The 26,585-nt window shown below is 50.8% G+C and carries 29 protein-coding genes; 7 read left to right on the forward strand and 22 right to left on the reverse strand.

Annotated features, from left to right (window positions below):
• Positions 1-37: 37 nt before the first annotated feature.
• The 5 genes from LX98_RS10110 to LX98_RS10130 form a co-directional block, all read right to left on the reverse strand.
• Positions 38-349 (reverse strand): MTH1187 family thiamine-binding protein, encoded by a 312-nt coding sequence (locus LX98_RS10110; protein ID WP_496428779.1) that lies wholly within the window; start codon positions 347-349, stop codon positions 38-40.
• Positions 349-1,005 carry an NAD(P)-dependent oxidoreductase gene (locus tag LX98_RS10115; protein WP_496428780.1) on the reverse strand — a complete coding sequence of 219 codons (657 nt, stop codon included), beginning with the start codon at positions 1,003-1,005 and terminating at the stop codon, positions 349-351. The genes LX98_RS10110 and LX98_RS10115 overlap by 1 nt, the downstream gene beginning before the upstream one ends.
• Before the next feature lie 212 nt (positions 1,006-1,217).
• Positions 1,218-2,117: a methylenetetrahydrofolate reductase [NAD(P)H] gene (gene metF, locus LX98_RS10120; RefSeq protein WP_496428781.1), complete on the reverse strand. Its 900-nt coding sequence runs from the start codon at positions 2,115-2,117 to the stop codon at positions 1,218-1,220.
• 32 nt (positions 2,118-2,149) lie between these two features.
• Positions 2,150-3,238, reverse strand: a complete 1,089-nt coding sequence (locus LX98_RS10125; RefSeq protein ID WP_496428782.1) for a hypothetical protein — start codon at positions 3,236-3,238, stop codon at positions 2,150-2,152.
• Between the two features lie 152 nt (positions 3,239-3,390).
• A complete protein-coding gene (locus LX98_RS10130) occupies positions 3,391-4,209 on the reverse strand; it encodes an ATP-binding cassette domain-containing protein (protein WP_496428783.1) in 819 nt (272 codons plus the stop codon).
• A gap of 386 nt (positions 4,210-4,595) precedes the next feature.
• Between LX98_RS10130 and LX98_RS10135 the strand changes: the two genes are divergently transcribed.
• The 5 genes from LX98_RS10135 (at position 4,596) to LX98_RS10155 (ending at position 10,717) form a co-directional block, all read left to right on the forward strand.
• On the forward strand, positions 4,596-4,829 hold the full coding sequence (locus LX98_RS10135) for a YtxH domain-containing protein (RefSeq protein ID WP_442433981.1): 234 nt from the start codon (positions 4,596-4,598) through the stop codon (positions 4,827-4,829).
• A 694-nt stretch (positions 4,830-5,523) separates the two neighbouring features.
• A complete protein-coding gene (locus LX98_RS10140; protein ID WP_496428784.1) occupies positions 5,524-6,642 on the forward strand; it encodes a glutamate-cysteine ligase family protein in 1,119 nt (372 codons plus the stop codon).
• Positions 6,635-7,381, forward strand: a complete 747-nt coding sequence (locus LX98_RS10145) for a gamma-glutamyl-gamma-aminobutyrate hydrolase family protein (RefSeq protein WP_496428785.1) — start codon at positions 6,635-6,637, stop codon at positions 7,379-7,381. Before LX98_RS10140 ends, LX98_RS10145 begins: the two co-directional genes overlap by 8 nt.
• A gap of 374 nt (positions 7,382-7,755) precedes the next feature.
• Positions 7,756-9,366 (forward strand): ATP-binding protein, encoded by a 1,611-nt coding sequence (locus LX98_RS10150; RefSeq protein ID WP_496428786.1) that lies wholly within the window; start codon positions 7,756-7,758, stop codon positions 9,364-9,366.
• A complete protein-coding gene (locus LX98_RS10155) occupies positions 9,359-10,717 on the forward strand; it encodes a sigma-54-dependent transcriptional regulator (RefSeq protein WP_312640901.1) in 1,359 nt (452 codons plus the stop codon). The genes LX98_RS10150 and LX98_RS10155 overlap by 8 nt, the downstream gene beginning before the upstream one ends.
• A gap of 969 nt (positions 10,718-11,686) precedes the next feature.
• On the opposite strand, the gene LX98_RS10160 is transcribed toward LX98_RS10155, so the two are convergent.
• The 16 genes from LX98_RS10160 to LX98_RS10235 form a co-directional block, all read right to left on the reverse strand.
• Positions 11,687-12,310 (reverse strand): DUF3015 family protein, encoded by a 624-nt coding sequence (locus LX98_RS10160; RefSeq protein ID WP_312640899.1) that lies wholly within the window; start codon positions 12,308-12,310, stop codon positions 11,687-11,689.
• Between the two features lie 371 nt (positions 12,311-12,681).
• Positions 12,682-12,897, reverse strand: coding sequence for a hypothetical protein (locus LX98_RS10165; protein ID WP_496428787.1), 216 nt, complete (start codon positions 12,895-12,897; stop codon positions 12,682-12,684).
• Between the two features lie 419 nt (positions 12,898-13,316).
• Positions 13,317-13,982 (reverse strand): cyclic nucleotide-binding domain-containing protein, encoded by a 666-nt coding sequence (locus tag LX98_RS10170; RefSeq protein ID WP_496428788.1) that lies wholly within the window; start codon positions 13,980-13,982, stop codon positions 13,317-13,319.
• Positions 13,983-14,048: 66 nt separating this feature from the next.
• Entirely contained in the window at positions 14,049-14,420 is a 372-nt protein-coding gene (locus LX98_RS10175; protein ID WP_496428789.1) for a response regulator, read from the reverse strand.
• Positions 14,421-14,851: 431 nt separating this feature from the next.
• Positions 14,852-15,073, reverse strand: coding sequence for a CsbD family protein (locus LX98_RS10180; protein ID WP_496428790.1), 222 nt, complete (start codon positions 15,071-15,073; stop codon positions 14,852-14,854).
• Positions 15,074-15,882: 809 nt separating this feature from the next.
• On the reverse strand, positions 15,883-16,827 hold the full coding sequence (locus LX98_RS10185) for a hypothetical protein (RefSeq protein ID WP_496428791.1): 945 nt from the start codon (positions 16,825-16,827) through the stop codon (positions 15,883-15,885).
• Positions 16,828-18,146: 1,319 nt separating this feature from the next.
• Positions 18,147-18,599 carry a DUF1499 domain-containing protein gene (locus tag LX98_RS10190; RefSeq protein WP_496428792.1) on the reverse strand — a complete coding sequence of 151 codons (453 nt, stop codon included), beginning with the start codon at positions 18,597-18,599 and terminating at the stop codon, positions 18,147-18,149.
• Positions 18,600-18,849: 250 nt separating this feature from the next.
• Positions 18,850-19,131, reverse strand: coding sequence for a hypothetical protein (locus LX98_RS10195; RefSeq protein ID WP_496428793.1), 282 nt, complete (start codon positions 19,129-19,131; stop codon positions 18,850-18,852).
• Positions 19,132-19,672: 541 nt separating this feature from the next.
• A complete protein-coding gene (locus LX98_RS10200; RefSeq protein WP_496428794.1) occupies positions 19,673-19,822 on the reverse strand; it encodes a hypothetical protein in 150 nt (49 codons plus the stop codon).
• Positions 19,823-19,929: 107 nt separating this feature from the next.
• Entirely contained in the window at positions 19,930-20,511 is a 582-nt protein-coding gene (locus LX98_RS10205; protein WP_496428795.1) for a ferritin-like domain-containing protein, read from the reverse strand.
• Between the two features lie 231 nt (positions 20,512-20,742).
• Positions 20,743-21,012 carry a hypothetical protein gene (locus tag LX98_RS10210; RefSeq protein ID WP_496428796.1) on the reverse strand — a complete coding sequence of 90 codons (270 nt, stop codon included), beginning with the start codon at positions 21,010-21,012 and terminating at the stop codon, positions 20,743-20,745.
• 273 nt (positions 21,013-21,285) lie between these two features.
• The gene (locus tag LX98_RS10215) at positions 21,286-21,522 is read right to left on the reverse strand and encodes a hypothetical protein (protein WP_496428797.1); all 237 of its coding nucleotides are present in this window, start codon (positions 21,520-21,522) and stop codon (positions 21,286-21,288) included.
• Positions 21,523-21,919: 397 nt separating this feature from the next.
• A complete protein-coding gene (locus LX98_RS10220) occupies positions 21,920-22,312 on the reverse strand; it encodes a DUF3309 family protein (RefSeq protein ID WP_496428798.1) in 393 nt (130 codons plus the stop codon).
• Between the two features lie 523 nt (positions 22,313-22,835).
• A complete protein-coding gene (locus tag LX98_RS10225) occupies positions 22,836-23,135 on the reverse strand; it encodes a hypothetical protein (protein WP_496428799.1) in 300 nt (99 codons plus the stop codon).
• A 137-nt stretch (positions 23,136-23,272) separates the two neighbouring features.
• Positions 23,273-23,449, reverse strand: a complete 177-nt coding sequence (locus LX98_RS10230) for a hypothetical protein (RefSeq protein WP_496428800.1) — start codon at positions 23,447-23,449, stop codon at positions 23,273-23,275.
• 179 nt (positions 23,450-23,628) lie between these two features.
• Complete coding sequence (locus LX98_RS10235; RefSeq protein WP_496428801.1) at positions 23,629-24,282, reverse strand: cyclic nucleotide-binding domain-containing protein; 654 nt, start codon at positions 24,280-24,282, stop codon at positions 23,629-23,631.
• A gap of 598 nt (positions 24,283-24,880) precedes the next feature.
• On the opposite strand from LX98_RS10235, the gene LX98_RS10240 reads away from it, so the two are divergent.
• Positions 24,881-25,273 (forward strand): DUF4398 domain-containing protein, encoded by a 393-nt coding sequence (locus tag LX98_RS10240; protein WP_496428802.1) that lies wholly within the window; start codon positions 24,881-24,883, stop codon positions 25,271-25,273.
• Between the two features lie 91 nt (positions 25,274-25,364).
• Here LX98_RS10240 and LX98_RS10245 read toward each other — a convergent pair whose 3' ends face one another.
• Positions 25,365-25,622: a hypothetical protein gene (locus LX98_RS10245; RefSeq protein ID WP_496428803.1), complete on the reverse strand. Its 258-nt coding sequence runs from the start codon at positions 25,620-25,622 to the stop codon at positions 25,365-25,367.
• A gap of 2 nt (positions 25,623-25,624) precedes the next feature.
• Between LX98_RS10245 and LX98_RS10250 the strand changes: the two genes are divergently transcribed.
• The gene (locus LX98_RS10250; RefSeq protein ID WP_496428804.1) at positions 25,625-26,488 is read left to right on the forward strand and encodes a mechanosensitive ion channel domain-containing protein; all 864 of its coding nucleotides are present in this window, start codon (positions 25,625-25,627) and stop codon (positions 26,486-26,488) included.
• Positions 26,489-26,585: the final 97 nt, after the last annotated feature.

The following is a 26,585-nucleotide window of genomic DNA, read 5'->3' on the forward strand; positions in this document are numbered from 1 at the left end:
AACACGGCCATCCTGGCTCGTTCAAACCGTTTCAGGATCATGCCGTTTTCAGCTTACGCTTCAAATGTTTCTCCACGCTCGCCACCTTTCCGGTTAACCGGCCTTTGTGGCCACGCCGGTAATCAACCTTAATTACACAAGAAATCCGCGGACAATCCTTTTTCATTCTGGTATAGCATTGCTTCACGACTCGAAACACGTCATCCCACTCCCCTTCCAACACCGTCCCCATGGGATTGAGGCGATACTCCACCCCGCTTTTATCAATCAGGTCCAGTGACCGTGACACGTATTTTCCGACACTTTCACCCTTACCAAGAGGTGACATGCTAAATTCCAACAGCACCATTACCCACCTTCCTTTCCAACGGATTCCACCTGCTCTTCACCGGACAACTTCCAACTATTGGGATACTGCAATTCCCCGGACAATTGAAAGCCATTGACCGCTTCCGCCAAGCGCTCCCGACGTCGCAGATCGCTCACTTCAGTGGTCTTTAGCTCTTCACGCAGGGCGCCCAGCCAATCCAGAAACTGATCGAATTCTTCATCAAACAGCAATTCAAGATTGTGCCGAAGCACCTTGGCCAGAGCCGGAGCGGTTCCACTCGTACTAATCGCTATTCGAAGATTCCCGCGGTTGACCAGCGCCGGCATCATGATCGTGGAGTACTCAGGCAAATCCATCGACCACACCAGGAAACGTTCGGTTTTCGCCAACTCAAATAAGGACTTGGCCAAGTCCAAATCATCCTTCAACACATTCATAATCAGCACAACCCCTTGGGCATCTCCCGATCGAAAAGTCCGTCCCCGGTGGATAATTTTTCCTGAGGCGGTCAACTTCCGCAAATCAACATGAAGAGTGGGATTGACCACAGTAATTTTTGCTCCGGCATCCAACAAGCGATGCACCTTCTCCACAGCCTCTTCATCACCACCAATTACCATACACTGGCGGCCATCCAAATCAACTGTTACTTGAAATCCTGCATTCTTCGTCATGAGTATCCTCCTTTAGAACCCAAGACATCTTACCCAAGATACACCATAAGGGGAAAGGGGAAAAACCAATCTCCTGGCCCACCCAATTAGATAGGTCACAGCCACCACAAAACCTAAAAAGAGGGAAACAGAGGCCAGGCCAAGAGAGCTCTGAGAAACCGAATGCCCATCATTGATGAGTGGAGGAAAATACAGGATTACTGAGGCAGGACTTATTCAACCGGATGCTGCAAACTTTCCGAACTTTGAATGCCGAGAGATTCATAAATTTTCAAGGTCGCTTTTGATTTATTCAAGGTATAAAAATGAATTCCCTTCACTTTATGATCCACAAGATCCACCACCTGTTCGGTTGCCCAATGAATGCCAACCCCTTCCGCATAGTTATCATTTTCAGCTCGATCCATAGCCCGTAACAGTTTGGCAGGAATACGGGCTCCAAGCGCCAACTCAGACATCCGAGCCATGCCCTTTCGTGAAACTATCGGCATAATTCCGGCAATAATGGGAACTTTAATGCCCACGACTTCGCAACGTTCACAAAAATCGAAAAAGTCCCGATTATCAAAAAATAATTGGGTGCAGATATAATCAGCTCCCGCGTCGACTTTTCGTTTCAGATTGTCCATTTCCTGTAACCGGTTGGGCGTACCGGGATGCCCCTCGGGAAATCCTGCCACGCCCACGCCCATCTCAGGAAACTGCTGCTTAATAAACCGCACAAGGTCAGACGCAAACTGAAAGCCGTCTTCGGGAATCTGGACATCCTTGCTTCCCTTGGGAGGATCTCCCCTCAAAGCCATAATGTTATGAATACCGCTCCCCTGATATTTCGAAAGAATATGATGAATTTCATCACGCCTAGACCCCACGCAAGTTAAATGCGACACAATGGTCAGGTCGGTTTCCCGTTGGAGCTTTACCACTAAATCATGCGTGCGTTCACGGGTGGATCCGCCAGCACCATAGGTCACACTGACATAGGCAGGCTTTAACGGCATGAGGGCTGAAATCGCTTCAAACAGTTCTTGAAAACCCCGTTCCGTTTTTGGAGGGAAAAACTCAAAACTAATCGCAGGATTATACGTCCGCAACACTTCTGAAATATGCATGCCATTACCTTAAATTGCTCACCAAGATTTGTCTAGTCTCCAGCACGGTTTGACCCTGCTTGAAGAACAGCAATGGGCCATACGCACCAACGAACGAGAATCGCTCCAACAAGACCTGTTAGGATCAGAACGGTCAGAAGATGAAACAGGGTCAGATTTCCAATCGCAATGGGAATCCCCTGTGCCTGCAGGGTGCCCAGAAACATCACATACCGAATCATCCCCATCAGCACCAGCGTAATCACCGTACAAATGAGCCCTCCCCAAACAAGCCCTTTGACCTGGGGAACCATAAATGACGCATTCAACAAGACCATGGCCAGCAACGCAGTCGTTACCCCCACAAAGAAGAAGACAGAGGGCAAACCTGCCCCGTCAATCAGTCCTCCCCTCGGCACCTCACCCAAAACGAGAAACAACCAGGGTCCGATAAGCACTTGCGGAACCAGCCCCGTTAACATCCACCCAACACCATATCGAACACGCTCATCAGAAGGGCGGTAGCGGTTTAGAATGGTGGAGGCGGAACCATTCGACGCACCGGACCATCCGAGCAGACCAAGCAACGTCACCACCAACCCCCCTGCCGCCAAGCTGGCAAAAAGGAGGTGAAGGCTTTTCGGAATGACACGAGTCCAATCCACGGTCGACAATCCAAGGAGAAACCACCCACCGCCCACATACCCCTCATGAGCCATCGCATCCCATCGCCCAATCCATACGACACCTGCTCCAAAGAAGAGCATGCTTGCACCAGTCAGCCAGACAAGGCCTGAATTTCCTCCAGGAAATTCCGGCGGCCGGCTTTTCCAAAGACAGATTCCCCCCAACACAAAACCCAGTATTTCTTCATAGCTCCACGGTCCCCCGGCAATATGAGATTCCGGCAGCGGATACCCAAGGATGGCGGGCACAAGAAGACCGACAATCCCGGACAGTACCAATAAACCCAGCGTTAAGCGAAGGACCAAGGGGCTGAGAACGTCGCGCAGGCCTTTATGGGGAGAATCGCTCTGCCATCGACACAGTAGGTCCGTCATCAGCAATAGAAGTGTCAACCCTAACGGCAACACCATCCGCCATACATCCAAGACCGTAAAGAGAAGAAATCCGTCAACCATATCCGCTCTCTTTCCTTAACACATGATTTAAAAAAAATTGGAAAACTTCGGGCCCAGGCCATACCGGATGAACGAGAAACCTGTAGAGAATAGAACACGTCCCGGAAGGCAATGTCATCCTCAGCCCATTACACGGTCTTCATGACCCGATTTTATCCGGGTAAGGCCGGAACAATCTGAAACCACCCCTGATCATGAAGAAGATGAACCGGAGTCTCAAAAAGGGCAGACAAACTCTGATCATTCAGAACATCCCCCTTAGGACCATCTTTCATGATCCGGCCCTGCTTCAACAACACAACCCGCTCAATCTCCGGAGGAATTTCATGGACATGGTGCGTCACCAGAATCACCGTTCCTCCTTGGCGTATAAAATTCCGAATGATTTGAAGGTATTGAAAACAAGCCTGCACATCCAGCCCGGTAGTTGGCTCATCCAACACAAGGATCTGAGGCTCGTGAACCAAAGCCCGACCCAACAAGGCTCGCCGTTGTTCTCCTGTCGACATTTCCCCGAAAGGGCGATCCCGAAGATGGGCAATCCCGAGGATGCTCAACATCTCAGAACTTCTGGTGCGATGTCGGAGACTGATGGTTTGATGTTCATACACATCCAAACTAGAGAAAAATCCCGAAAGAATAATATCCAGCCCGGTTGTATGACAGGGATAAGCTTGTTGCATATCCGCCGAAATTAACCCGATCTGTGAACGTAGGTCCCACACATTCCAGTGCTCCTTCCCCATCAGCCGGACATAACGATCCGACCCGGCGACGGGATACAGTTCCCTCGAAAGCAGCTTCATGAGTGTCGATTTGCCTGAACCATTTGGACCCAGGATGACCGTCGAACGGCCCTGAGCAATCGCCAGAGACAGATCATGGAGGACAGGCTGAGTGCCCCGGTACACCGTCGCATGGTGAATCTGAATAAAAGCGGATATGTCTGAACTCAACATGTCATCTGACATACACAAGCCCTCCTGCCATGAACAAATAAGCACGGCCCACAGGCCATATCAAACCCATGACGCCTTCTCGGAATTGGTAGAGTCCATAGACCTCAAGCGAGGGCAGTGCATGTCCCGGCAACTTTTCTTACCCCAAAACCCAGCAAGTCTATCCTTTACCAAAACAAACCGTCTCACACAAAGACAAATTGTTCCATCTTGATTACAGAATCGAACTGGAAATTCACATAATGCTCAAAATCAGGTCATCGTTTATAATGAACAGAACAACCATCACTGGCATGTCAGTTGCTTCTACATAAAGGTTGTGTGTGTGAGAAAGTAAACCGAACGGGACGGGCAATATTTACCATTTTCAGCAGACGGATAAAACCAGGGAGGTCGAAATGAAAAGGATGTCTTCAGGATGCGCAATCGGAACCATGGCCTTTGTGTCCGGAATTACATTGGGAATCGCAGCAGGGCTGTTGTGGGCCCCACAGTCCGGGAAACGAACCAGAGAAGACCTACAGGATCTTGCGTCCGATACATTGGATCAAGCCGAAGACTGGCTAGATAATACTAAAGAAACAGTTGACGACTTTGTCAAAAGAGGAAAAGCGGCCGTCATGGGCGCCTAATTCCGGCACTTTTTGTAGGCGAGTGGTCAGACAATGTTCACGGTATATTTAACCATGAGCGAAGCGAACACGCCGTGGGAGGCGATGCCATTTTGAGCGACCTTGTCCTCCAGAGCTGTTCGACAAGCCTGCCCTGAGCGCAGTCAAAGGGGATCAGTCCGAGTTCAATCGAAGGCCCTCAGTCTTAGTTGTGGCTAATCTTTATTGTCGCAGACCTTCCCACGGGCTCAGGACGACAAATTGGGAGAGGGCCTCGCCAATACAGCAGATGTTTGTCGCCTGCCTGGTTTAGAGTATCTCTGGTTGTACACATACTTCCAAACCTACCTCAAACCCTGTTGCCTTGGACCCCAGGAACAATCCGAAACAATCGAGGAACAATATTTTTTCTAGACTCTTCCTGCCCAGGGGGATACAATTAGTTCCTGTTGTCTGTACCATTGACCTTCCAATATTTCGGTATCTATTTGAACGTGTTTCCACATTACAAGTTATTCCCGAAACTTTGAGCGGGATACGCTGCAGTGGTCTGCTGTACATTCACCAAGCCCAACCTCTTCCCATTCGCAGGAAAATCTCATTCTCTGACGGATAGTTCCGCCAAGGGAAGGTGGCACAAATCTGATTAGATACCGGACACAAAACCAATCCCGTTCTTGGACCACCACAACCGATAAGGACATACGATTTTGCCATGCCAGGCCTAACACAAACTCCGTTTCATCAACGAATCGTCATCGGCGTCGAAATTGAGGCGTACAGCATCAATGTTACCGATCACAAGATCGGCAGACGCCTGTCAAAACCCCGGCCTGGTCTTTCTGAATCCGGCGAACGATTTACCCGGGATGCCTCCATCGGCAGTGAATATAATAGCCGACCATTCACGACCATCCGGGAAAGCCTGTTTTTACTTAAGGCCGGTTTGCGAAAATATCTGCGAGGCCTGTATCGCAGTCGAGAAGACGAACAGGACTATCGTGTGCCGTTATTTGTGGGAGGCTGGACGAACCGATTTGCCGGCACCCACCTCCACATCTCTGTCGCCAATCGTAAACTCACCAAACAAGAAGCCACCGCACTCAGCTGGCATCTCCATGACCAGCTTCCGTTGCTCATCGCGACCGGAGCCAATTCTCCCATATGGGACAAAAAAGTCACGGGCAAAGCCTCCAACCGGTTTCTTCGTGGAAATGCCACCTACTTCACCCCCACAAAACGAGGGGATCTCACATCGGTGGATACCAGGGAACTGGTCTATAGCAAAGGCCGGAAAACCAAACCGCCCACTCTGGAAATACGGGTATTCGATTCCAATATTCCAGAATTTGTCGTGGCTAATTTATGCCTGGTCAAGGCGGTCTGCCTGCGATGGCTGCGGGGAGAAGCCGCGGCCAATCGGATGAGCCATGCCGATTACCTCCTCGCCCGGACAGAAGCCGCCACGAAAGGCATGAAAGCCAGGCTTCCCTGGAAACGCGAATGGATGCCGGCTCCGGACTATTTAGACCAGTTCTTGTGGGAACACCGGGAGGAATTCGACGCCATGGATATTCCTGAAGAAATTTATGAGGTCCTGCGCTTGCTCAAACGCAGATATAACGGAGCCCGGCTCATTCATGATGCGGTGGCCCTGGCCATTCGCGAGCACCCGCAAACCTGGCAACGCCGTTTCGCCAAACGCTATCGCTCAGGATTGGGGCATTTGCTCAGTGGCAATACCTTGCAGGATTTTGCCGCAGAACTGGAAGTGCCCTTTCCCGGCACCGAACGAGTATGGCTGGGTCGAAAACGAGCATCCATCGATGAGTAAACGCTATCCCGCCCCGTTAATCGGGATCACCTGTGAAGCCGTGTCTAAACGTAAGGACTTCGCCAACTACGACTTGTTATGTGATCACCGCTATGCGGCCGCCGTCACCGAAGCGGGCGGCCATCCCGTGTTGCTCCCGATTAACCACAGGGAAACCCTTCGCAACCGCTATCTGGAAGGCATCGACGGGTTAGTCATTGTCGGAGGAGACGATTTGGATCCAACCTGGTATGGAGAACGCCCCAAAAAACGCACAAAAGTTGCGTTTCAAAACCGGTCCAAATTTGAAGCCTGGTTATACAAGGCCGGGAAAACCCGTCGGTTACCCATTTTAGGAATTTGCTATGGCATGCAACTGATCAATGTCCTGGAAGGCGGAACCCTTCATCAACATATTCACCCGCCCAAGAAGGGCTACAATGTGGACCATGAAGGAAAGAAAAACGGGCTGCACCCAGTCAAAGTCATTCAGGGCACTCGATTAGCAAAAATTCTCGGAAAGGGTCGCAAGGTAGTGGCCACAGAACATCACCAGGGCGTCCGGACACTGGCTCCAGATTTCATTCCTGCCGCCATCGCCAGCGACGGGCTCATCGAGGCGATGGAACATCCCAAATACCCTCATATTTTTACCATTCAGTGGCATCCGGAACGACAACTCCGCAGCCAAACCACCCAACGGCTCTTGCGGGCCTTCGTCCGATCCTGCCAACACTATCAGCGAACAAGAAATCCGTAGTCGGCCTTCAACCCCTCCCCTATTGTCCAACCAAAAAAAAATCGTAAATAATAGGGCAAGGAATCAGACAATGAGACGGGAAAGAGTGACGGGCTGTGTCATGTGGCAATCTGCAAGGCACCGGCATAAGACATTGGCAAGGTGAACCGGAACGCCCGCACCATCTGACCATTCTGAGCCGGAGGCGAAGAATCTGGCCCAGGTCGAACAGTCCCACACCCTCCGAAAGATCTTTCGTTTTTCTCAGGGTATTAAGATGACTCAAAATATGGACACGTACCTGACGCATTCACCATTCTCCATCGGGCATGCGGGCTTTGACATTTCTGGAATCCTTTCCAAAAGATGACAACAATCCGTTGGAATTTTAAGCAATGATTTCCTGGCAACATCCCTGGAAGCTCCAAGCCAAAGCTTCCTTCATCATCATCCTCATTGTAGGCGGGGCCATTCTGGTCACGGAACTCTTGCATCAGTATTATGTGGCGGAATTGGCAAAAGATGTCATTCACTCAAAATCTCTTGTTCTTCTCCGCCAAATCGGGGCGCGCTTTCAATCAGAAAAGCATTTTCACAATGCGATATTGCGGGAGAAATATTTAAACGATTTAATGAGCCGGAACCCGGATCTCATCTTTCTCAGGGTCTACGGGAAAAGCGCCAAACCCGATGAACCGCCTATCCTGCTGACGCAAGTTGGAGACACCAAGGACGCTTCAAGTGAAATCCCGTTGATGGTCACCCACACCTTCCAATTTGAAGAACCCCAAGGCCGCTTTCACGATCAACCCGGCGATGATCGGCTTAAACTATCCACGCCTCTTGCCATACAGGGAAAAACCAGCGGGGTCATTTACGCCGAATACTGGACTGGACAACTGACCACCATTACGCGATTTTTTCTCAATTGGTCCCTCGTCATCAGCCTGATCATGGGATTCGGCATCGTGGTGGCGTTAAACTTCTTTCTCTATCGACATGTGATCCGTCCACTTGGACGGCTAAAAGCCGGGCTGGCTGAAGTTGAAAAGGGGCAATGGGCCACCCTGGTCCCGATCGAAAAAACAGACGAGATAGGCGAATTAGCCCGCCAGTTCAATTCCATGGCACAACAGATTCAGGAGGTCATGAGGGAAAATGCGTCATTGAATCAGGCATTAGCTCAGGCCCGGGATGCCCTACAGACCAGAGTGGAGGATGCGACGGCAGAACTCCGGCAACGGAATGAAGAGTTGGCCGCCGTCAACGAGCGCCTCTCCATTGCGCAACGTGATATTCTCCGGCAACAACGGTTGGCTGTTTTGGGGCAACTGGTCGCCACCATCGCCCACAAGATCGGCACACCCTTAACGGCCATCTTCGGACACCTGCAACTGCTCCAGGAAGACCCGCATCTTTCCCATGAAGTCCTGGAGCGGGTGCGAACCATGCTCAAACAAACCGACCGGCTCACCCACAGCATCCAGGACTTACTTACCTTTACGCGCACACCCACCATTTCCGTCGAACAAGTCTCGGTTCCGACCCTGATCGACCAGTCGTTACTATTATTTCGCCCCCTTCTCCAGGAGCACGGCATTCAAGGCCTTACGCATTTTGCACCCGATTTGTGGTCGGTCCAGGGAGATGCCTTTCATCTTCAGGAGGCCATCAACAACCTCATCGATAACGCGATCGATGCCATGCCGGACGGCGGGCAATTGACCATTCGGGCCCGAAACGCCGAAGATACCCCTCAGGCAGGACCGGAGGTCATCATTGATATTCACGATTCAGGACCAGGGATTCCGCGTGAACACATAGAAAAAATATTTGACCCCTTCTTTACCACCAAAAGCGTGGGTTCAGGAACGGGCCTTGGGTTGGCCATCACCACCGAAATTATTCAATTGCATAAGGGTCACATCACCGTGCACAGCGAAGAGGGCCATGGCACCCGCTTTCTCATTCGGCTGCCGGCCTGGGGGAACTCGGATCATGCATAAAGCTACCATCCTCATCGTCGATGATGAACCGGACACACTGATCCTCCTTCGGGAAATCATGGAAAAAGAAGGCTATCAGGTCTACACCGCGACTAGCAGTCAAGCCGCCTTACACACCTTCGTCGATCAAACGCCCGATGTCGTGTTATCGGATATTCAAATGCCACACATGGACGGGCTCGCCCTTCTGGCTGAAACACGGAAGCGGAGCCCTCTCACCCAGGTCATTCTCCTCACCGCCTATGGATCATTGTCGACCGCAGTGGAAGGGATCAAAGCCGGGGCCTTCGATTACCTCTCCAAGCCATTCGCATTGGAAGAAATCCGTTCCGTCGTCAGACGGGCCTGTGACCATAAACACACTCTGGAGCAGGCACGCGTATCGATTCAGCCACTTCTGCCAAAAGGAAATGGCATCAACCAGATACAAGGCAACAGTCCGCCGATGGTGGCCGTATACAAACTTATCGCCAGGGTCGCCCCAACGGAATCCACCGTCCTCATCCATGGTGAAACGGGAACTGGAAAAGAACTCATTGCCAGGGCGATCCATGCCAACAGTCTCCGAAGCGACGGGCCGTTTATCGCCGTGGATTGCGGCACCCTCACAGAAAATCTTCTGGAAAGTGAATTATTCGGTCACGAACGCGGCGCCTTCACGGGAGCCATCACCCTCAAAAAAGGACTCCTGGAATCGGCCAATCGAGGCACCTGCTTTCTGGATGAAATCGGCGATATCTCCCCGAACCTGCAGAGCAAACTTCTCCGGGTTCTACAAGAGCATGAAATCCGCCGAGTGGGCGGCATGGAATCGATCAAAGTCGATGTCCGCATCATTGCCGCCACCAACAAACACCTTAAAAAGCTGGTGGAATCCGGGAAGTTTCGGGAAGACCTGTATTATCGGCTCAACGTTGTCACACTGCATCTGCCATCGCTGAGAGAACGGGTCGAAGATATCCCCACACTCATCGACTACTTTCTCACCAAATATACCCAGCTCAACAATAAAGTCATCACCGGAGTGCACCCCCAGGCGTTAGCCCTGCTCACCAACTATTCCTGGCCGGGAAATGTGCGTGAACTCGAACATACCATCGAACGAGCCGTGGTCATGACTCCACACTCGCTTATCATGTCTCACGACCTCCCGTTAGCGCTTGTCGCCCCTCCAGCCCTACCCGACCAATCGCCATCCCACCCAGACTGGAAAACACTCGGACAGCTCGAACGGGAACACATCCTTAAAGTCTTAGATGCCCAGCAAGGCGATGAAAACCGCACCTCGGAACTTCTGGGCATCCACCGGAAAACCCTCCAACGCAAACTCAAAGAATATGGCCTCCGCTAGCCTCAGTCCGCCCTCCCCGTCATCCGCATCCGATATCCACCCGTGTTTCTCATCATCAGAAAAGGAAACCAGCAGGAAGCAAAAACTACAAGTAACCTTCACTGACCTTTCACCTTCAGGTCGGCTAACCAGCCTGACGTGTATTTCGTCAGGCGGATCTTGTTTGACCCTTGCGAGTTGGGCCGTCCTCCCTGCGCCCACGTCAGCTGGATTCAATGAGGCCGACCTGGGTGAAAGTATGATTGTTGCGTCTCGAGGAGCGCAACCGTTGCTTGGCGACTTTTCCCGAAACAAAAGGACCTTACCGTACGGGGGCGAAACCCCGGAACCTCACTTCCCTCTTTTCTTAATCACCAAGACATTTTTACGGTCCGCGCTTTTTCCTGGAAGGTCCTGAAGGGTTCGTCTTCTGTGATCCGACGCCTGCCGGCTGGCCCCAAGGAGGGCGCTCTTTTCAGCAACGGACCCTGTTTGAGCGGAGCGAGTTGGGCGAGAGGGGAGTCATTAGATCTGGCGTCCATGAAATAGAACTATGCCAAGCCGGCAAGGCCAGGAGAGGATGATTGTGCGCCTATGCCTCTCGCCAATTGATGGAGAAAGGAAAGGTGGATTCCCGATAATGCATTGCGGAAAGAAAAAAAATGACTGATCGATGCTGGATTTTCTTCCTTGCAGCTAAGACCCATTTTATTCGAAAAAGATACCCAAAACCATGTTTACCCAGCTCAGCCAGATGGAATTGGCCCACGTGGGCCCACGAAGGGTGGCCAACTCGCAAGGCTCAAAACAAGGTCCCTAACGAAAAAAACGTCAGCCCGGTTAGCAACCTAAAAGTGAGGGCCGTAGGAGAAACCCTCGTCATATTTTTTCTCATTCCCGTTTGCAATCGGCGGGAACGAGAGAGTGCCCCTTCCTCACACCATGCAGAGGCAAACTTAGAGTCCGAGGGTCATCCAATGAGGCCTTCCCCTACGAGTAGGGTGACGTCACGCGTAACGTTTTGATCAGACGTCTAAACGATTCCGGCCGGGATTGGCTCTCATCAAAAATAAAGGCATGTTGGCGTTGTGCGGATTGTAAGAAATTGTCTCGCGTTTCTGGTGGGATACCCATTAACACGGACAGAGAGACCAGATATTCTCCAGATCCCCTGGATATGTCCTCTTGCAAATTGTCAAAGTTGACGACCACAAACGCAATCTTTTTATGATCAGGGTTGAGCATGCCATCCGCATTGAACCATGCTCCGGGTGTCGTGCTGGAAAGAAATTCTCTGGTGGGCTCGGTGAGATCGGATGTGGCTTGGCTGGTCCCGTCGGTCAGTCTGGTAATCGAATCTGTCGAGGCGTCAGTCAGCTCGGTGGAAGCATCAAACGGGGCCTTGGTCAAATCAACCGTGGCATCGGTAATACATCCAGTTAAGAACCCGCCCATGAGCATGGCCACACACAACCCCCGTATGGAATGGAAGAAAAACGGCTTCCGGTTTTCCCGTAGATCCCATTCGACAGTTTCGGACGAGAGACAGAGGTGTGTCGGTGCGAGCCGCGGCCTTTTAAGAAAACGATATAAATGACGGAAATAAGTACTCATGCGCTATTCCCCCTTAGTTAGGAAAATAAAAAAATGTATGAATTATTGAAAATAATAGACAATTACTCTGCTTTCCTTCCCTCCCCAAGTTTATCCTGAAAGGACAGGATTTTGTACTATTGACGCATACATGGATCATGGTTCGCCGCCACATCTCTCACAGCATTAGATTGAGAGGGACTACCCAACCCCGCCTGAGGTCATGTGGGCCCTGAGGGCCTACACGGCTTCGGACTGACATTCTCCCGGTGTTTCCGTATTTCGAAATGTTGAGAATCCTGAACAAACGGGGTGGGACGTGGTTCATGCTGCCCCTGCATTCATGGTCCGGCAGGTGGCAATGGCGTGATTATGGAAAACGAGCCCGCTCGTTATTTGCGGGCAGCCACTGCCCGCACGGTCAAGGCATATTGATTGATGCGTTCCGCCCGGGGCGATGAGATCGGCTCCCCCTTTTTCCTCATGGGCTCTTCTATGGATCCACAGTTGATGCACCGCACCGCATCATACATCCAGACAGATCCATTGTTTTCTAGACCGTAAAACTGATCCGACATCTGAAATCCTCCGCAACGTAGACAATTCATATCTGCCTCCTTGTTGACTACAACCTCCGTTATGAAATAATTGTTCCTCCGTAAGCCTTTTCTCTACAAGGTCGACATCTTTTCGGCCTACGACACAGGCATCGCCTCCCTCTCCCAACATGCTTCAGCCACAGATGCAACCCATAGCACACTCATCATTGGCGATAAGCCCGAAGAGGTATCCATGGCGTGCCCCTTTAACAATCAATCCCTTTCTGCGAAGCGCGAGAGCACACAGTTTGACAGGCGTGAAATGCCCTAACTCATAATCATAGGCCTCCGTGGAAGGTCTGTCTGGTCAATTTTGCTCAGTGGTGTGGACGAAAACGATGGCACCGCGAGGAGGTGTTCCGGCTCAACTTTATTGAACCGACTGAACGGCAAGAGAAGCGGAAGGGAGACCAAACGGAGGAGGTATTCTAGTCGTGAAGGACGACATTCAGGAGGGAACTGTGCACGTGCAATTCCTTGTCCGCTTTGCTGTTGTATTCAATGAAGCCCAGTTTGCGAAACTTATTCATAAAGTAACTGACGCGAGAGCGCGTGGTGCCGATCATTTCCGCCAGCGTTTCCTGACTCAATTTCGCAATGACGGCCTCCGGCTTGCTTTCTTTTCCAAAATGGGCCATGAGGAGCAGCACACGCGCCAGCCGCTTCTCGCTGGAATTGAAGAGTTGATCGACTAAATCCTCTTGGATGCGAATATTGCGTGCCAGGAGATGCGTGAGGAATAGTTCAGAGAAAGTGGGTTGGTCATGAAGTATTTTGATCATGGCGGTTTTGCCAATGCGAACGATTTTGGCCACACCGACCGTGGTCGCGGCCTCCAGACGCAATACCTGGCCGGTGAGGCAGGCTTCCCCAAAAAAGGTCGCTGGCTCCAGAATCGCCACAACGGCCTCCTTTCCGCGTTTGGAGACTACCGTGAGCGTGACCTGGCCCTCCAGAATATAAAAAACGGCCTCAGCCCTCTCACCTTGTGAAAAAAGAACCTGGTTTTTTCGGCACGACAGGATGGTTTTACCCTCCCCGACTTGCGTCAAAAATGCGTTTGAATTGAATGAGGTTCGTCGTTTAGGTGCCATGCATCCTATTGGAATAAGAAGGGTAATGAATTCATGATAACGTCAGGCACTTGAAAACCATTTTTCTTAAGAAGCCGCGCCGACCGAGCAACGAAGGACGCCTTCCAACTCTACCCAATTAAAGGGTTTATACAGACAGGCCCGCGCCCCTGCCGCAATTGCCTGGGCCTCCAGGTGGCATTCAGTATGGCCAGTGAGCATCACGACCGGTATGGACGGGTACCGCTCCTGCATATGCTGTAAGACCGTCAACCCCGTGATCCCAGGCATCATATAATCAAGGAGGACCAGGTCATAGTCCGCCTGTCCGAGCATCACCAACCCTTCCCGGCCATTTTCAGCAAGGTCTACGGTGTGCCCGGAATATTCCAGGCGAATTTTCAGATAATCCCGAATGGAAACGTTGTCGTCGACCACGAGAATGTGTTTTCTAATCATTGTGAAAGGCAACCTTTCCTGTCAGAAATGGTTTGCATGCGACTGCGAGGCATCGTCCCTTTTAATTCGAAACGAACGATGCGCTTCCCTCCGCGTAAAGCTTTCTCCTTTCACTGAGTTACTTTTCACTGAAAACTACCTTCTTGAGATGGACAAGCTGTTCCGACCCCTTGAGCAACGAATCAGAGTACCCGGGACCTAATTCGTGAGCGAGACCATTTTCGCTATGGCCTGAATAGCCATATTGGCGTTCATCGTCATACGCTCGTTTATGCATACCTAATTGGTCTTATCGAAATAAGGCACAAGAAGAAAATGGTTAATTGGACACAGCCGGCATGGAGGCGGTGCACACAATTATGAGATAGGGTATGTTCATGAATTTCTCATTGCCTGAATGGAATGCTTGCGCACTGCTCTCTCCTTCGAAATTACTCGTCAGCAGGTCTTTTGCTTTGTGATTTCAACCGCATACGGCTTGCGCCATTCGGGAGTTCATCCTTTTTGTCACCATACCGCTCCTGCACCTTGCCGAGGATCGTGAGGTCAATTCCTTCAATCTGCTGCAAGGCATCATCGGTGAACTTGCCATACCGCTGCTTGAGTTCACCTTTGAACTGCTTCCATTTTCCTTTGCGTTGATCGCCGTTCATATTTTTCTCCCTTCCATAAAAGAATCGAATTCGCCGGGGTACGGTCTGGATCGGTCCCTGCTATCCCGATTCTTCCGCTGCTATGTCACTATGGAGGGGAAGCTGGGCAATGTCTGGTCAATATTGCTCACGTTGGAAAATTTTCCCTACGGAAGGGATTTGGTGGAACGTTCAGAAAGGACGGCCTGCTCAGACACAGACAGTCCAGCCTGCCAATCGCGGAATGTGAAATCCTGGACCTGACACGCAAGGCGTGCCGGAAATTATGACTTAACAAGACCGGGATAGCCTGGCTATCGCATACTCTAGTCATCCACCAGTTGCCCGACAACAGCCAGGCGATTTGTTCAGGACAAGCCCTCCCTGCCTACTAGACAGAGTAGACCTGGCCGTCTGCCTCCCACTTCTTCATTTCACAAGTGGATCGTTCCTTTCCTCCATTTGCTTGAGGAAATGGCGTTTTATTGAAGGGGTGGGTGTTGTGAGCCACCATGCAAGTGGGAATTTCGCAGGAACCTTCTTCATAAGACCTTTTGCGGCCGTAACGCTCCATCCTCATGGATCTTTTCAACGAATGGCTCCAGCCCTTGTCTCCTCACGAACTCACCAATTTCCTTTTAACCCCCGTGTGTTCATCACGTCGTGTCCCAAAACTTGAACTACTCACCCAAAGCGCTTCCACTCGGAGGGATCGCAACCTATGCCGGGACACACAGGCTGTCATTTGCCATTGAATATCCTTCCTTATCCCTATAAGGCTTTCCTGACTTGGTAGAATGGTTTTTTCTTTCATGCTTTTTAAAATGACCTCACCCATTGCCTAATGCTGCCTGAAAGTCTCCAGGGCACTGGGAGTGACTGCTCCCCGAAAAAGGGATGTTTCCCGCCACGGAAAGCCGGGGTCCCTTTTCCTTTTTCAGTACATGAGGGGAGATATGCAGATGGAGTTGTGATGGTATGGTGGCATTGAGCCAAAATACGTCTCTAAACTTGGCAATAGTGTTCATACAGGACTGGCATAACGGTAAATGCCACATGCGGTACTCGGATCCATACCCCTCCCTGAACATCCCATACCATTTTTCCTCTTTCACACACCGGTTATACTGAGGATCGCTTTTACGGCAAAATGGCGTTAACGTCTTCAGGATTTTCCCGACGTCCTCATGGAAGACTTCAGGTTGACTCCGTTGCGTCTCGGCTAACGAGTGCAATTCCTGGTCGGTCAATCCGACCTCTTCAACCGCCTGGTGCCATCCTTTTTGCCTCCACCGTTCGAAACCCTTATAGACCTGCATGGCTTCTCCTTCTTCCAATCCTAAAAATAAGCCCACCTCGGCGGGTTTCATGCCATAAAAATGATAAAACAGACAGATGAGGGCATCATGGTTTATCACAGCACAACGGAGCAATCCTTCGATGAACCGGTACAAAATGGAATTGGAAGTCAGGGAGACGTTTGATTCCTGGAATCTTCTAAGGAATGCCGAAACAAATTCATCCAACAACACCGTTGGATGACCAGGCAATTGAGATGGGCAATACTCAATAAACCAGCCAACCAGGTCAAAGGACAGCCTGCGAAGCAATTTCACATGTGAGGTGTCGTCGACCCATTGCCCCATGTCCTGCAAATTTCGTTTGATAATCCCCGATGACCGTTCCAGGAAAAACGGAAAATCGGCCGAAATACTTTGCTGGAATTCTTCTTGATTCGTCACCAGCCCATTGAGTGAAGAAGTAAGCGTTTTCACGGTGTTCTCCTTTCAGGGGAAAAAGACCATTATGAATTCATCGTGTTCGGAGCGTCTTCCCCGTTGCCGCCCTATTTCGCGATCACAGAAAGCTCATTCAACACACACGTGGATGCATGATGGTTGACTTTTCTGGAATGAAAAATTGTTCGGTTATACCTGTTCCGGTTTTTGAGCACCCTGAAATCCCTCACATTCCGGTGACTGGCGTTCAATATTGCTCAAATGACAAGAATGGAAATGAGTCCGTGAATTTGGATATTTCGGTTCGAAGAAGCGGCCCCGCGGCCACAAGGGGTTCAATCAAGCGCCCAGTGAGTTCGGCCAGGCTCCCGTGCGGCACATAGCTCAGGAACGTACAAGTTCACGCCATGGCATAAGGCTACATTGCTTTGTCGTTCCCAACTCAATCAGGGACTGGACACAACTTAAACATATGTGTGGTCCAAAGGTTTTTGATGTACAGAACAATTCCAAATCGGTCGAGCCACACATACGGCAGTAAACCAGATTCAGGAGGGCTGGGTTTAAAAGCAGTCGAGCAGGTCGGCAGGTCATAACGTCTCCTCCTACAGCGAAGGATGCGAGAGGGGTTGCGTCTGTCAGTCCATTCAAACCATAGCAAGGAGACAGTATGAGATCTGGTCAAAATTGCTCACTGATCGGAAAGGCCACGGTGCCGTCGAGTGGCACCGTATCCCAAGCCTGCGGAAATCCCACTCTTCATAGGCGGTGAGTACGTCATTTGGGTTTGGGTAAGAGGTCTCCCCATCCAGCATTTCAAGTCTGAATCCAGAACATTTCCTGTCTCTTTCATGTGGGGCACTCAAATATTTGTCCCCCATGGTCCGACGCCTGCCATCCGCCCAAGGGAGGCACGTTCAAAAAGATTGCCGGGCCATGTCTGAGCCCTTCGGCAGGACTCATGACAAACTCCGCGAGTTGGCCCGTCCTTCCCTGGCCGGCGTTCGCCCCATCTCATAAGGCTAGTTGGGGCGTCACTGGTTCTGGGGCCTTTTGCGGAAAGAAAAGTGCGTCGCCTGCCGGGGCGAAACCCGGCCACACAGAAAAGCACGTCAACACGAGAGGTGGAAACATTACTGCAATGCGTTCACCGCCCAGCGCTTTTTCGAGGGGGAAAACCCAAAACGGATTCCTCCTAAACATCATCTAAGCTGTCAGGCCAAAACCATAGTTTGCGTACGATTCCGTTGTTTCTCACTGACGTTATGGCAAGCCGGGACGAAGATGTGGCGAGAAGAAGTTGTTTCCCGACTCCCTTCAGAGTTTGCGGATTGTCTCCATGAGCTTGCACGTGGCTAGAGTCGGCCCTCCAGCAGACTTCGAACTTTCTCCATCCGCTTCCGGTTGACACCGAAATCGGAATAGCCAACCCGTGATGCCGACCGGAAATGAATGGTCTTTGTCGCGTCATCAAAGAGAATTTCGACATCATCAACAAAGCGAAACAGAAAACTTCTGACTTCGTAATGCAGGAAGATCTCCTCTTCCTGAACCAACTCCGTGCGACTCAATTCACCGAAAACCTGTTTCAACACCACTTTGGCCTCAGCCAGCGTCTTCTCATAGCGGTAGGGTGCTATGGCATGGTTTTCCGAATCACTATGAGTGGATACGCAATTCGGGCTGTCTGGACACCGGGCAAGGCGTGGATCCTTCACCGTTAATTCCCCTTCTGTCGCTCCATGAGCCATCGTGGCCATGAATAGAAAGAATATCAAAACCGTTTTCGGAAAAACCGTTTTTGTCATGAGAGCATTCCCCGTTTAGCCGACGACAGGCCCCTAGATAATTCGGTTTCAGCCCGACCGAGTATTCCTCTTGGCCAATCTAAAGCAGTCTTTACGGCAAGAGGACATACCAAAGTCTAATCAACATTGCTCAGTTATTGTAAAAAATGGTGACGGTATACCAACTGACTTGGGTCCATCGAATCGCCGCGGCAAAAAGTAATAAAAACCCTAGTCGTGGAGAACGTCATTAAGGAAGGAGCGCAACCTCTTAGGCGCGTGGAGCGTAACTGGTCATAATCGTTAACCCAACGAAATCGCACGGGTGGTCGAAATTCACGTCTTCCACGGCCTCATCGACGAGATCCCCGTGCCCAGATTCAAGCGCGTAAACCGCGATGACCGGCAAGCTTAATTTCGGAAACCAAACCGTGCGCCGTTCCGACGCGGTCAGATAATAGGGGTGTTTCCGGGATAGGGATCCACCAACAAGAGTCTTCGTGTATGTGTACTCGGTGATCCGAGAGGCCTGTGTTGGGTCCATCAGTTCCATTGTGGCTTCTTATGACAGATCTGAGGGCAAACTCAACTTCTTCTTGGTCTGGAGACCAAGGCGCTCCCATTCTTTCGGAAGGCAAAGTCCGCAAAGCCCATGACTGATATTGCCAAATGGCGTTGGGGCTTCCTCGTGGTCATAGATGACCCGACAGCAATAACATTGCTTGAACATAATCGTCATGAGGTTCTCTCGTAGGCCTCCATAGATCTTTCCATTGCTAAACCAGCCACGTTCGTATTGCCACGGATTCCTGGGCAGTCAATTGCACGCTAAACCAGCGGCCGCTCGCCGTCTGTTCAAAATTGCACACCTGTGGAAAATTCTTTCCGCAGCCGGCCTAGCCTCACTCACGTGAAATGGGGCAGCTTTTATTTTAGACAACACAGATAGTTTGGGTTACTGCATCTCTTGCCTCGTGCCTTGCTATGGTTCTCTATCAAAGCTAAAGACATCCGGAGAGTCCCGCAAAGGCTTTTTAACCAACCCAAGGAGACGTGCTTGCGTCATAGAAGAGTCATCGATGAACAGCCGAGTATCAGTCGGGACCAACCGACTCGAGGGCAGATTGGATCTTGGCGAGAACGACCAATTTTTGTGTCATGTTCAGGTCCTGAAATTCCGCAAGATCCGGGGTACAAAACTGTCTTGTGATGGTGCCGGACCTGACTTTAATGCTCGTTTCCATGCCGGCCAGGTTTCCCAACTCTGAGTCCCTCGTACTCCGGTTTTCCTAGTATCTGCGCTGTACGAGAATAAACTAATTCTCCTCATGGTCCCTGTTATCCCAGCTGCTTAGCGGGTCGGTCGATGAGACAACAATTCGGGGCCCAATATCTTCAGGAGACTTGCCCTGTCCTCTGCATGTTCTTTTTCTTGGGCAAGGATCCCTTCCAGTACTTTACAGGTCGTGGGATCATAAGCGCCGATAGAGGCGACCATTGCACGATAGCTATTGATCGCCATCCGTTTGGCTATCAGGTCTTTCGTGATCATCTCCCTCAATGACTCCCCTTCGACATATTCCGGGTAACTCCGGTTTAGGAACCCTTCGGGAGACAGGTTCGGTTCTCCCCCAAGTTGAACAATGCGTTCGGCCAATCGATTGGTATGGGCTTGTTCCTCCATCGCGTGTTGGAGAAACTCAGCCTTCGCGCTGAATGAACTGATTCCGGCTGCCATGAAGTAATGGCGCTTATAGCGAAGGACGCAGACGATTTCGGTGGCAAGTGCTTCATTAAGCAACTTGACCACCGTGTTCGCCTTGGCCTTGTATCCAGATGTCATGGTGCTATGTTTAAGCCCTTTTCGTTCTCGAGCCTGGGACGTCTTCATCTCAGTCAGAGCGATAGTTTTCCCGATTCCATCCTTTTTCACGATTTCCTCCTTTCGTGGGGTGCCGACGGCTCACTTCTACCGCGTACAGGACCCCCAAGGCCCTTTTATCATCCTCTCACAACGCAGCAACCGCTTCTCCATTAGCTGTCAATCGATAATGGGGAAATCTCGATACAGGACCCCCTTTTGGAAAGTTGGCAATCGAGAAGATTAGGGGTTTTTCACCCATCCAGGACGAGGATTGAAATGAACCCCGCCACCTCCCCATGATCATGATGGCTCATCCAATGGCTGGAAAAACGGTGGCTCAGCGAGTTCAGGTTGCACACCCCCAAACCGTTTGGCCTGTTCGGAATATGCCGGCAATTCTTCATGATCCAGCTTGCCATCGTTTATGAAATCGACGAAATGTTCATTCAACGCATTGGTGGCGCTGACATAACTTTCCCAAAGGCCTATATACATGTTCAGGGAGCGGTCGGATATCCTGCTCGGTCCGTGCAAACACAAGACGCGGGGGTTAAGCGTTTCCGGGACCATGATTATGGTATCTCCTTTATGGTGCCGGTGAGGTATGCCTGCTCTTCTTGAATCCGGTCATCCGTCTTGGCATCCATTGCTTTTTCAGTGCAGCCGGCGTGCACGAGATTCTCCCCACCGTGTGAAAGAATGATCGTTCAGGTGTCATCGCGAAATTTCATCCTGGCAACTGTTCTTTTCCCGGTGATTGATTACTATGGCGTGTAGACCGGCACCAGTCTGTTCAAAATTGCTCACCCTGAAAAAATTGGTGCGGGAACCGCTCGGCGCAGCCTATCCGATTGCACGACGGGAATGAGGTTTTGAGCCGAACCCTTCCAACAGAAAGCCAAGATCCGTTGCATGTTTGTCCTCATTGACCGAGAAGTCGTTTAACAACATCGAGTGATGGTGGGCTCGTCGTTGCCAACATTCAGGATGATCACCGTCATCCACAAGATCAATGCCTTCGGCCCTTGGATTGTTTAATACAAACCCGCGAATGTTGCCGATTGGGACAGGGAGGGGCATGGGGGGATTGCTGATGGGACGTCACCTTTGGACTGACTGGGATTTCAAGATACGATGTTGGAGAATCACGGGGTTAATAAGTTCTCCACACTGAAGACACCGAAGGGCCCAAAACCCATTGTCCCCGGTGCCGTCATATATGTCCATGCAAAATACTCGAACGAACAGTTCCTGACATCTGGGGCAGGTCAATGACGAACCGAGAGAAAGTGGGAGAACTGAGTAAGACGAGGAATGGGTGTTGGCTTTGTTTATTTGAGTACAATTCATTACGCCCCCTTCTGATTGAGGATGAACGACCGTTCCCGACTCATCGTGTTCACACGCCGAGGTTTGCACCGCTAGGCCTTCTTTTTTGGACCGGGTAATGTATGAGCCCCCCGACCCTTCATACAGGCTATGGTTGTATAGTCATATCATTCCCCACACTTTTCACCCCTTTCAGATGGGGATGATCACTTCTTAGACTTTGGGCCGTCCTTAAAGCCGACCAGTCAGCCGTAGAGAGAACCAAAATCAAGATGACCAACCCTACCCTCCGCTGGGGGGGACAAATCCGGTCTGCATTGTGCGGCCAAGTGGGCAACGCCCCAATAAGGAGCAGGATCAGAATAGCGAGAAGTATGGTGCTCATCTGGCACCTCTGTTTGGTTGTTGACCGAGGACAACGAATGCACGACCGACCATGCTCTACCCTATCACCCTCAGCTTTTCTCGTCCGTTCATTTTTGCACACAACCGGGACTATCGTTCCCGTCTTTATTGGTAACCCAACAGATATGGCCGGCATTCAGCAAAACTGTGGAAGAGATGGCGGAGACTGGAGAGCCGATTGGGCGGGAAGAAAGCAGGAAGCGCATTGGAATAGGACCGTCAGAATCACTCAACACGTTAGACGTGTGGAAAAAGACCGTTCCCATCAAACCTTCTGAAACAAATCCCGAAAGCCCAGGGGAACACTCCCCGACTACAGTCTGAAGAGGGGTTCCGGGCCATTGGTTGATTCAACCGGAATGGCCCGGATGTCGCATACTTGAAATGGCATGAAGACAGCCTCCCGATTCATTCAAGAGGCGAAACGACCTGTCTGCCCGGTTGACTGGCTGGCCAGGCGTTGTGCGGTTTCATTCTAGAATACCAGCGCGCTTACTTCATTACGGGGGGATCGGCATGTTGCAAATCTTTCGTTGTTTACTTTTTTTTCATGTCTTTTTTCATGCCTTTATGAGAGCTTTGAGCAGAAATGTCTTTGTCCGATTTCTCCATGCTCTTTTCCTTGAGTTCCTCTGCGGCCGATGATTTACAAGTATGACTTAATGACCGGAGGTCGTCTGTTCAATATTGCTCAGGGAAAAAAGAATAAAAACGGTGGCACGGCTAGAACACCGTCTGCCCGATTCTCCTTCCACTAATCCTAACCCGCAAAGAAGAAGGGAAGCCTCGTCGTGGAGAACGATATTGAGGAGGGAGTAATGCACCGGCAACCTGCCCTTGGACTCAATAAAGCCCGGTTTCTTGAACATATTCAGGAAGGAACTGACGAGCGGACGTACATGGTGCCGAATCACGTTAAACAGCACGTCCTGGCTGATCATCGGAATGCGTATCACCATCGTATCTTCTTGCTCAAAGTGAGTCGCGGGAGGAGTGGGCTGGTTAGAAAATTTCGAGTTCTCCGCGAAAGGACTCAGCAGCCATCTATTCGGAAATGACCCGGGTCTGATGTTATTGTGAATGAATTTAGTTGTCTTCAAATCTTTGTGAATACGCTGGAACTCACGAGTTCGATTCGCACGATCGCCTCCATGAGTTGCAAGGGCCCTTCATAGTGCACAAAACTCGGAGCCTCATCGGCCAGGATCCAAGAGTGATAGTGAAATTTGGCCGTCAGCTGGCCGGTAATTCTGCCGAGCCACGTCCGAATCATGCCGATATCCTGGCGACTCGACAGGTCATCCTGTCATCACCATACTCGCTCAGAGTATTGGCGTAGAGAACGGCATAATATAGATTGAGTTTACGGAAGGACAGCTTGCAGTCTGTCCAAAAAGGTCAAGAAAAAAAAGATTGGAAAGGTAGCGGAGTGGACGGAAACGGAAGGGGAACCTAGTCGTGGAGAACGACATTGAGGAGGGAGCTATGCACGTGCATTCCGCCGTTGTAATCAATGAAGCCCAGTTTGCGAAACTTATTAAGAAAAAAACTGACGCGAGATCGCGTGGTACCAATCATTTCGGCGAGCGTTTCCTGATTGATTTTCGCAATGACCGCCTCCGGCTTGCCTTCTTTCCCAAAATGGGCCATTAGCAGCAATATGCGCGCCAGCCGCTTCTCAGCCGAATTAAAGAGCTGATCGACCAAATCCTCCTGAATGCGGATGTTGCGGGACAAGAGGTGAGCCATGAACATTTTGGAAAAAGCGGGTTCGTCGTGAAGCAATCGGATCATCACCTGTTTGTCAACACGGACGAGAGTAGATTCTTCCAGGGCGGTCGCCGTAGCCATATACACCAGCTGTCCGGCCAGACAGGCCTCCCCCAAAAAAGCCCCCGACTCCAGTATGGCAACGACGGCTTCTTTTCCCTCCTTCGAAACCACAGTCAGCTTGACCTGGCCAGACTGAATAAAAAATACGGCCTCTGCCTTCTCTCCTTGCGAAAAGATAACCTGCTTCTTGGGAGACCTCAGATTGGTTTTACCGCTTCCGACTTTTTTGAGGAACACCTGAGGATTAAACAGCGATTCCGATTTGCCTTCCATAGGCTATCTCCTGTGAGAGACCTGACATAGAGAGAGGGAGCAGATTCGTGGAAAAGGTTTGAGGTTGCGGAATATCATTCCATAAATGCAATACTTAGATCAAGGTTTTTACCCTAAGCCATAAACCTACGCTTCACGGGAAATTCCCCGGTTCATCGCGCCAAATCTTGTAGGAGACCTTTCCCCGCACCCCACCTTCCTTGTGAGAGTATTTCACTCTCCTGGGAACTTCCAGTTCAGACGCACGGTCTCGGACATCACGGGGCACCTCAACTTTCTCCTCGCAGGCGGTCTCTAGGGCAACCAGGCTCTCCACGGTGAATGATCACTATTACACCCTGTGGCCTCTTCTCCTTCACGAACCAGATCGGGACAAAGGGTCCAACCATGGGCCAAGCTGTCCTACACACCGGGACCCCTGTCATAAAAAACAACTGACAAATCCGGCATCTACCAAAACCTTTTCGTCATTCGCCATTGGCGTAGGATTTGCTACATCAGCCATTGAGCCAAGGAGAAGCGCGACCGGCCTTTCCCCAGAACGTTTCTAGACCAAGGTCCCATTTTGGAAGAAGAGCAACTCCCGATAAACCAACTCGTGGCGAAAACTCAGAGACGTCTCGGTGCAGGAATACCCGCAGCCGTGTTCGGCTTGAGTATCCTAATAATGACCGGCTGTCAGGATCCGCCGATTCACGAATTACAGAAAGCCCGTCAAGCGGTGGAACATGCCAGGAGGGAAGGAGCTTTGACCTTCGCACCTGATCTCTACAGTTTAGCGGAAAGTGAGTTGACAATCGGAGAAGAAGAATTTCACGAACAATCCAGAAAAATGTTCTGGGCTCGAGATTATTCTATGGCTACCCGGTTAATTATGTTGGCACAAACGGATGCCCATCAAGCCCTCTCTCTGGCCAAAGAAGAAAAACAGAAATCTTCGATGTCAGACGGAGATCCTCCACCTCTTCTTTCAGTCCACAGCCACCATTAGGGGCACCGTTTGACCAACGGGGACCTGTTCTTTCAGGACCACGAAAGGAGGAATAGTTCTCAAGCTCGGTGACTCCTCCAAACCCCTTTGATTAGGAGAACAAATACAGTATGATCTGAAGAAGCCGGTTGGCATTTCTCAATCGGATCTGCCTATTCACGGCTCTTAGCCATACGCCTTCAGCTTGACTCGTTGGATCGTGATTCACCTGTGTTCCTCGTTTATCTGCAAACGTTTCGGCATACGCCTTTTCCCCCAATCGGGCAGCCCTGGAATGATGCCTGAGACCGCTATGCCTGTCGAATTGATCCCAACGCGTCCAGACCACACATACGTCATGAGGAGCCACACGTGGAACAAATCCTAGATTCACCCGGTGACATATTTATCCGGTACGGCCTGAGTACGTTCTTTCTCTTCTTAATCATCATCATCGTCAGGATGGGGATCCACCATAGTCTCTTTCGGTCAACCGAGCTTTCCGTAGAAACACGGAGACGATGGGCGGTTAACCTCCGAAACGGCCTGCTCTTTCTGTTTATCCTCGGGATGATTTTCATTTGGGCCCCGCAACTCCAAACCTTTGCCGTCTCTGTGTTTGCGGTTGCCGTCGCCTTTGTCCTGGCCACCAAGGAAATCATTGACTGCTTGAGCGGCTCAGGACTCCGGGTGTTGACCAAAGCCTATTCCTTGGGTGATCGGATCGAAATCGGGGGCATTCGCGGAAATGTGGTCGACCACAACGCCCTGACTACCACAGTGTTGGAAATCGGCCCTGGCCAAACCTCTCACCAATATACCGGCCGGGCCATGGTCATCCCCAACAGCTTTATTTTCGATCACCCCTTAACCAATGAAACCTATACCAAAAAATACCGCCTTCATATTGTGACGGTCCCGCTGAGTACCGATGATGACTGGAAGACCGCGGAACGTCTGCTGCTACAAGCCGGCGAGGAAGAAGCCGCGCCGTATATCGATGAGGCCAGAACGTATCTTAAAAAACTCGAAGGCAAATTGTGGTTGGACTCCCCCTCCGTGGAACCCCGGGTCACGATTCAGTTGCCGGAACCCGGCCGCATCAACTTATTACTCCGCGTGCCCTGCCCGACTCAATATCCTTCCCGTCTGGAACAAGCCATCCTTCGAAAATTTCTTGCTGAATTTTCCTTTGCTCCTCGCCTGATTATACAGGAATCTCAATCTTCTCATTAACAGTAGATTAGCCTTTTCACCCGTTCCTATGGTAAACACTTTCCATTCGTTTTTATATTTCAGCATCCTCGCTGAACGGTCATCCATCCATACATTG

It is taken from the genome of Nitrospira marina, assembly GCF_059568365.1.